Annotated in this window: 8 protein-coding genes; 2 read left to right on the top strand and 6 right to left on the bottom strand. The window is 45.7% G+C overall.

Going from position 1 to position 7,513, the window contains the following annotated elements; all coding sequences use genetic code 11:
- The first annotated feature begins 67 nt into the window (after positions 1 to 67).
- Both GPLA_RS05915 and GPLA_RS23685 read left to right on the top strand, forming a co-directional pair.
- Positions 68 to 1,315: a hemoblobin-interacting domain-containing protein gene (locus GPLA_RS05915; RefSeq protein ID WP_007103945.1), complete on the top strand. Its 1,248-nt coding sequence runs from the start codon at positions 68 to 70 to the stop codon at positions 1,313 to 1,315.
- A gap of 191 nt (positions 1,316 to 1,506) precedes the next feature.
- Positions 1,507 to 1,686: a hypothetical protein gene (locus tag GPLA_RS23685; protein ID WP_007103946.1), complete on the top strand. Its 180-nt coding sequence runs from the start codon at positions 1,507 to 1,509 to the stop codon at positions 1,684 to 1,686.
- Positions 1,687 to 1,764: 78 nt separating this feature from the next.
- Here GPLA_RS23685 and GPLA_RS05925 read toward each other — a convergent pair whose 3' ends face one another.
- The 6 genes from GPLA_RS05925 to GPLA_RS05950 all read right to left on the bottom strand — a co-directional run.
- Complete coding sequence (locus GPLA_RS05925) at positions 1,765 to 2,829, bottom strand: aldose epimerase family protein (RefSeq protein WP_007103947.1); 1,065 nt, start codon at positions 2,827 to 2,829, stop codon at positions 1,765 to 1,767.
- Complete coding sequence (gene glpK / locus GPLA_RS05930) at positions 2,826 to 4,319, bottom strand: glycerol kinase GlpK (RefSeq protein ID WP_007103948.1); 1,494 nt, start codon at positions 4,317 to 4,319, stop codon at positions 2,826 to 2,828. The genes GPLA_RS05925 and glpK overlap by 4 nt, the downstream gene beginning before the upstream one ends.
- Before the next feature lie 23 nt (positions 4,320 to 4,342).
- Entirely contained in the window at positions 4,343 to 5,077 is a 735-nt protein-coding gene (locus GPLA_RS05935; RefSeq protein WP_226993064.1) for a FadR/GntR family transcriptional regulator, read from the bottom strand.
- 54 nt (positions 5,078 to 5,131) lie between these two features.
- Positions 5,132 to 6,079 carry an SMP-30/gluconolactonase/LRE family protein gene (locus GPLA_RS05940; protein ID WP_040514011.1) on the bottom strand — a complete coding sequence of 316 codons (948 nt, stop codon included), beginning with the start codon at positions 6,077 to 6,079 and terminating at the stop codon, positions 5,132 to 5,134.
- Positions 6,072 to 7,022 carry a 2-dehydro-3-deoxygalactonokinase gene (locus tag GPLA_RS05945; RefSeq protein ID WP_007103951.1) on the bottom strand — a complete coding sequence of 317 codons (951 nt, stop codon included), beginning with the start codon at positions 7,020 to 7,022 and terminating at the stop codon, positions 6,072 to 6,074. Before GPLA_RS05945 ends, GPLA_RS05940 begins: the two co-directional genes overlap by 8 nt.
- The coding region (locus tag GPLA_RS05950; protein WP_040514013.1) for an SDR family NAD(P)-dependent oxidoreductase at positions 7,022 to 7,513 on the bottom strand (492 nt) is incomplete at its 5' end. The genes GPLA_RS05945 and GPLA_RS05950, both read right to left, overlap by 1 nt.

The following is a 7,513-nucleotide window of genomic DNA, read 5'->3' on the forward strand; positions in this document are numbered from 1 at the left end:
AATTAATCAATTGTAATTAATCGTCAGGCGTATTGACTTGGCGACAGACTCATAAGGGAGTGGATGGATGTATAGCCAAAAGGCCATGCAAAATAACGGATTAGGCTGGATGAAATTTTTGCTGGTTTCAATGCTGCTAGGATATTTTACGGTCGCGGTTCCACAAGCTAAGGGGACTGAAGCGCGTGATGTAAGCTTATCTGTGGGCTTTCACGATGGCATGACACTCGCTGCTTATAAAATGATTACCGTTAATGGTCAGGCTCCGGCAGGTATTACCTTAGATGTTAAGTTAGTAAAAGATAACACAACCCTGACTATGGCCAGAGTGACGTCAAATCGCGACGGTAATTGGCAGGTCTTACTGGCAGAGCAGGAGCCCGGTGGTCCGTATCAACTCAAAGTCTCCCATGGTGAGCGTTTTAAGGTGATTAATGACATTTATATTGGCCAAGCTGATTTAAAGGTTCGTAATCCACAAGGAGGCATTATTTTGTCAACGCGTATAAGCGATGGCATGCTTCTGCAACCCGGTGAAAACATTGCGCTAAATGGTTTCGCACAGCCAGGTCGTACTATTGATATAAAGCTGATTAAAAATAGTAATACTTTGACTATGGCCAGAGTACAAGCAGGACGTGAGGGAAAATGGCAGGTAACCATGCCAGGCCAAAAAGCAGGTGGGCCCATGGAATTGAATGTTACGGATGGTAGTCAGACCAAAATGGTTAAGGGGATCATTATTGGGCAAGCCGATATTAAGCCAGCACCCGTTGCAGCCGATGAGCTTGTCGTGAAAAAGGTAACTGACGTAACTAAGCCTATTGCCAAATTGCGGGAGCAACTGCCTAAGCCTGAGACTCCTAAAGAGAAAAATCACTCCCAAGAAATAAACCACGAATTTCTACAAGCGCAATTTGATGATACATCTTGGCCAATGGCTAACCTGACCTCGTTAGATAAAATGCCCAAAAATGAGACCTTGATAGCACGAAAGCATGTACATTTTGCAATTGATCCGCAAGTTGTGAGCCTAAGTATTGGTCAAGAGAATCAGATTAAGCAGATATACATCAACGGGCAGGTACTGGAAACAAGTGAATGGCAGCATGATCCCATGAAAATCAAGGTAGCAAGTGGAATGTTCCATTCGGGCGATAATGTTATTGCTTTGCTCTCTGAAAAAAACTGGGACAATACACGCTTTATTGGCACCACGGGGCGCTTTAATCTCATTATCGATCAATTCAGTCTTGAATTATCGAGTAATTGGAGCGTTTTTCACTCCACTGATACCCAAGAGCAGGCCAAATAACGGATTCGTTTCACGTGTGCCCTAGTGATTTAGTTTCACGGGGTTATATATCAGTATGCATGCTGTTGATATATTGCATACCGCAGCAGTAATATTTGTATATTGAGTATCAGGGAAGGGATTAATCGCCCTAGACTGCCTATTTCCTCTTATTCATAGTCAATGTCCATTACAGTGACAGCGTGCTAACCATGGCTGATTTCAACTTGGATGACGTGGCTGACAAAGTGATAGCAAAAATAGGCTTGATCGCAGCCGCTTTGATCTTCCTGAAAAAATTTGGCGTGATCATTGTGTTTGCACTAGAGGCATTCGCTAGAAAATTCTTTAAGAGTAGAAAGTCCCCTTCAAAAGATACCACTAACGATTAACCGAATGGTGTCAATTGTTGGTATTCATGCGGGTAATTTGCTAGTGGTTTACCCGTCCAGAAATCATCTACCTAGATGTTAAAACGACAGTTTATATTCGGTAACCGAATAGTAATCTTCATTGGCTTTTAGCGTCGCACTTGGAAACTGCGGCTGGTTAGGCGTATCAGGATAGTACTGCGTTTCAAAGCAATACGCCTGCTTGGCTTGATATTCGGTGGCATTTTTCCCGATAGGTTCTGGGCCAATGTAGTTGGCGGTATATAATTGCATGCCGGGCATAGTGGTATAGACAGTAAGAGTACGGCCACTTGCAGGCTCAACGGCTTTAGCCACTAAAGCTGCTTGAGTCATCTTGGGTTGATATGCGTCTAAACACCAGTTGTGATCAAAGCCGTTACCCAATTTTATTTGTTCATGGGGGGATAGCAAAGGCTCCTGCAAGGTTGTTAATTCACGTAAATCAAATGGGGTGCCTGACACATCAGCTAACTCTCCCGTTGGGATCGCATGTTGATCTGTCGGCGTGTAGCTGCTTCCGAGTATCTGTACCTGATGATTTTCCACCGAACCGCTGTCGTGGCCAGCTAAATTGAAATAACTATGCTGAGTTGGGTTGAATACTGTGTCTTGATCACTGCGTCCACGGTACGTAATTTTTAAGCCTTCAGCGCTGAGTGTGTAAGTGACATTGACCTTGAGTGTGCCTGGAAATCCTTGATCACCTTCATTACTCACTAAGCTTAGGATCAAGGTTGCTTCATTGTCATTATCAATCGCTTGCGCCTGCCAAATGCGACTGTTGAAGCCGTCACGTCCACCGTGTAAGCAGTTATCACCTTGATTTACATCAGCCTGATAGTCCTTGCCATTTAAAGCAAACTGGCCTTTGGCGATGCGATTCGCATAACGTCCAACTACTGCACCTAAATAGGCTTGGTCGGCTACGTACCCATCAAGTGTGTCAAATCCTAGGACAATATCCACAGCGGGTTGATTTTCATCTAAAGCTGGGACCAACCAGCGGCGAATAATGCCACCTAAATCGAGAATATCCACTTGCATGCCGACGGCATTTTGTAAGCTGTATTCCATTACTTTTTGCCCGTCGGGCAAGGTACCAAATAGGCGCTGACTGATCATTTTGCATATCCTAAGGTGCTTTGAACGGCGTTTTCCCAACCTGCAATCAGTTTTCTGCGCTGAGGTGACGGCATCTGCGCCGAAAAGCTATTATCGACTTGATTCATGCTTGCTAATTGCTCACAAGACTCGTAAATACCCGCTTGCAAACCCGCTAAGTAGGCAGCACCTAACGCGGTGGTCTCCATAATTTGTGGTCGCTCTACTGTGACATCTAACATATCGGCTAAAAACTGGCATAACCAATTATTCCCCACCATGCCGCCATCGACACGAATTTTATCTAACGACAGACCATCTTCAGCCATTGCATGCAATAAATCTGAGGTTTGATAACAGACTGATTCAAGAGCTGCCCGCACAAAGTGCGCATTAGTCGTGCCTCGGGTTAAACCGTACACCGCACCTCGGGCGTCGGGGGCCCAGTGGGGAGCTCCTAACCCGGCAAACGCAGGTACCATGTATACCCCATGATCGTCATCCAGAGACTTAGCTAAATCTTCGGTTTCTGAGGCGCTCTTAATGACACCTAACCCATCACGTAGCCATTGAATAGCTGCACCTGCGATGAAAATTGACCCTTCAAGGGCATAATGGGTTTCACCTTTGATGGTGTATGCCACTGTGGTCAACAGTCTGTTTTGTGAGTTAAAGGCTTTCTTGCCCGTATTGAGCATCACAAAGCAGCCAGTACCATACGTGCTTTTTATCGCGCCTTTGTTAAAGCAACATTGACCGATACTCGCGGCTTGTTGATCGCCGGCTACGCCTAGAATAGGCAACGAAAAGCCGAACAAATCTTCTGCACTGTGACCAAAGTCATCTGCGCATTCTTTTACTTCAGGTAAGACCGATTTGGGCACGTTGAATACTTCAAGCAGCTTTTCATCCCACGCCATATCGTGAATATTAAAAAGATTGGTGCGACTGGCGTTAGTCACGTCTGTGGCATGCATTTTCCCGTCGGTTAAGCGCCAAATTAGGAACGAGTCAATGGTACCAAATGCCAAGTCGCCTGCTTCTGCTTTTTCACGAGCGCCGTCAACGTTATCTAAAATCCAGGCGATCTTGGAAGCAGAAAAGTACGGGTCGAGCAATAAACCTGTGCGTGAATTAACCACGTCGAATAAGCCGTTTTCTTGCATTTCGCGGCACACTTTCGCCGTACGTCGGTCTTGCCATACGATAGCATTATAAATAGCTTGACCGGTATTTCGGTCCCAAACCACTGTGGTTTCACGTTGGTTAGTCACCCCGATTGCCGCAATACGAGCGCCTTTGGCAATGGCTTCAGATATTGCTTGACGACAAACCACAACGGTCGAACTCCAAATATCTTCTGGATCATGTTCAACCCAGCCATCATTAGGATAATGTTGGGTAAACTCTTGTTGAGCTACAGCGATAATCGATGAGTCAGGAGCAAATATGATTGCTCGAGTCGAGGTTGTGCCTTGGTCAATAGCTAAAATACAATCTTTGATCCGCATCGCAATTTCGGTCCTTATACAGGTTAACTTTGTAGAGATTTTCTGTTTTTTTCTTCTGCCAGTGCTTTATTTAACAGCGTTTTCGCTTCTAATAATAAACTGCGCATTTGATTTTCTGCCGCCTGATGATCTCTGGCCAAGATATAATCAAGAATTTCTTGGTGATCTTCTACACTGGCTCGGTCAACACCTTTATAACGATTGGTAATGCGAATACTGAAACGCAGAGCGACTTCAATTGTGTGACGCATGTTCCAAAAGAAGCGATTGCCACTGGCTTCTAAAATGCCAACGTGGAACGCTATATCCGCATCCAAGCGATCATCTTCCCCCCTTGCTGCCGCCTTCATCCGTTCGATGGCCGCCAGCAACGTGTGCCGATTTTCCTCGGTTAAATTGGTTGCCGCTAACCCTGCTGCTGCAGGTTCGATGGCGAGACGCATATCTGCGAACTCTGAAATAATCGGTAATGAGCCTTTGCGGTCTAATAACCAATTCAAAATATCAGGATCAGATAAGTTCCACTGAGATTCAGGTAACACTATAGTGCCGCGGCGCGGACGAGCATCTAACATGCCTTTTGCGGTAAGCATTTTTACCGCCTCGCGCAACACAGTACGACTCGCATCAAAAGAGGCGCACAGTGCGGCTTCAGCCATGAGGGGTTCGCCTTGAGGGTATTCACCTAAGGCGATTGCTTTGCCTAAAGACTGGACTATGTGACGGGTAAAGTTCCCGCTAAACATTCTACTTGCCATGATAATTTCCGCTATGCGTTGTTATTTTAATTATTCGAAGCCATCTGCACCGTATCAGAGCGACAGCAAAGGTTGCTGCCTTTTTGGTACGGTGCAGATGGGTTCCGCGATTCCTTGAAACGGTGTCTGGTAAATAAACACCGCGCCATTATTTTTATGTAATTCACTATTGTGTGACGGCAAGCCGTCGGCTGCTGAGGTAACCAATAAGTGATTAAGATTTGGACCACCAAAGCTGACGCATGAGGGCTGTTGGCATTCGATAGGTAAGGTAATGTCCAATTTTCCAGAAGGGGAGTATCGTCTAACACAGGCACTTCCCCATTGAGCATTCCAAAGGTAGCCTTGCTTGTCAATGCAAGAACCATCAGGGAAGGCAGTCTTGTCTGTGTTGAACAGGATTTTTCGTGTGCTTGGCTCTGCGCTGCTGGCATTGAAGTCGCTGCGCCAGACACATTGCTTGGCTGAATCCGCAAAGTAGAGCGTTTTGCTATCTGGGCTCCAAGACAATCCATTTGAAATGGCAATTCCAGTAAAGATAACGTGTGGCTGGCCATCAGCTTCTAAGCGATACAATTTTGCTTGCTTTTCTATGGCTAGCGTATCGACAGCAATGTTTTCATCTTCGATCATCGAGCCCGCCCAGAAACGCCCTTGCCGATCGACTTTGCCGTCATTCATGCGGGTATAAGGCAAATCGGCTTCGACTTTATTTAACCACTGAACCTGTTGCTCCACTGGATTAAAAAATGCAAACCCTGACTCAAAAGCGGCAATAAACCAATTCAATTCTGGGGTTAAACCAAACGAACACAAACGTTCAGGGCAGGGATAATGTACTATTTCCCCATTCCAGTTCCAGCGATAAAAGTGTTTGCCCAATATATCTGTCCAAAAAGCACATTGCTGACGTGCATCCCAAATGATGCCTTCTCCTAGCTGGTTGCCAACGGCTAAGGATTCAATCAATGTCACGCCCTCGGGCATAGCCAGGTTACTCATTGGGTATTTCATTTGCTAGGTCGTACCATTTGGCTGACGCTAAAGTTTGCAAACCTAATAAGGTGGCGTCCTCGCTGCTAAAATGTTCCGTGCTGATACCGATATATTCAAGGGCTTCAATATAAAGACTACAGATATGATCGGAACCGATAACCGCCACATGCGAAAAAATATCAAAGTCTTGCACGGCGGCTTTGACATCAGAGCCAATAAGTAAGCCGGATAGATAGCCTGCCGCCTCAGCGTTAGAGCGCTTATCTATGATTTGATAGGCCCGGGTGGCAAATAAAGTATGCAGTAAATTGCTTGATTGATGCATACCCACGCGTAACCCATTGGTGAAGCTACTTTTACACCAAGTCTGCACCGACGCCGGACTAAGTAATACACTATGCTGACTCAGTACTTCGTAAAGTTCACCTACTGGGCTCGTCACAAAAGAGGTAATGCTATCTTGCTCGCACAGCGCCCATTTAGTATGCGTACCAGGTAAACATATCAAACGCTTTTCACTTAGCGGTGGAAACTGGGATAAAAAACCAAACACTTGGGTTTCTTCGCCGCGCATAATGTCCGGTAAGTGATGGCGATTTTGACAGGATACACCAGGTAGAATGGTGATATTCAAGCCCCGGGAGGTGAAGTTTTTACTTAGCGCCAATAAATTATTTTTATCTGTCGGGCAGGGCACATAATTTGTTTGTTGCCAACCCGTATCTGAGCCAACAGCACCAATTAAAAATGCCGAGATATTACCGTACTGCTCAATCCACGGCTGGCATAACTCAAAAAATCGAGATTCTGGATTATTGATGTATTTAATGCCCATGCCTTGGGTGCGTGCCAATACCGTTAACTGCTGTTGGTGAAAGCGACACAAATACAGACGACATACGCTGGTGCCCCAATCCCCGAGAATGATGATATCCGATTGCGTATTCATCACGTTCGTCCTGCATCAATCACGAATTGTTGGCCAGTAATCATGGCACTGTCGTCTGCGGCTAAAAACAGCGCCATATTGGCTACATGAATGGGTTCTAGCTGGCCTCTGAGTGCCACCGCTTTTTGCCATTCTTTATCCGCTTCAGGCGTCAACCATAAAGCCAGTTGGCGGTCAGTTGCCACCCAGCCGGGTAATATGGTGTTTACTCTAATTCCATATTCACCATATTGATTGGCCAGCGATTTACTCAGGCCGTTGAGCGCGGCCTTTGCTGCTACGTAACCAGGCATTTGTTTAGGGCCTATCAATACATTAATTGAACTCATGTTAATGATATTGCCACTGCGATTATTGCGCATAAGGCGTATAGCACTTTGGCAAGCAAAGAAGGTGGAGTCCAAATTGACCGCCATACAGTCACGCCAGCCTTGCTGATCGATATCCAGCGGAGAGTGGCGTGTGTCATTTGCGACATTATTAATTAACCT

This window comes from Paraglaciecola polaris LMG 21857, from assembly GCF_000315055.1.
GTDB lineage: Bacteria > Pseudomonadota > Gammaproteobacteria > Enterobacterales > Alteromonadaceae > Paraglaciecola > Paraglaciecola polaris.

Coding starts and splice junctions, on each gene's coding strand:
- GPLA_RS05915 (WP_007103945.1), top strand. CDS start 68: ATGTATAGCCAAAAGGCCATGCAAAATAACGGATTAGGCTGGATGAAA.
- GPLA_RS23685 (WP_007103946.1), top strand. CDS start 1,507: ATGGCTGATTTCAACTTGGATGACGTGGCTGACAAAGTGATAGCAAAA.
- GPLA_RS05925 (WP_007103947.1), bottom strand. CDS start 2,829: ATGATCAGTCAGCGCCTATTTGGTACCTTGCCCGACGGGCAAAAAGTA.
- glpK (WP_007103948.1), bottom strand. CDS start 4,319: ATGCGGATCAAAGATTGTATTTTAGCTATTGACCAAGGCACAACCTCG.
- GPLA_RS05935 (WP_226993064.1), bottom strand. CDS start 5,077: ATGGCAAGTAGAATGTTTAGCGGGAACTTTACCCGTCACATAGTCCAG.
- GPLA_RS05940 (WP_040514011.1), bottom strand. CDS start 6,079: ATGAGTAACCTGGCTATGCCCGAGGGCGTGACATTGATTGAATCCTTA.
- GPLA_RS05945 (WP_007103951.1), bottom strand. CDS start 7,022: ATGAATACGCAATCGGATATCATCATTCTCGGGGATTGGGGCACCAGC.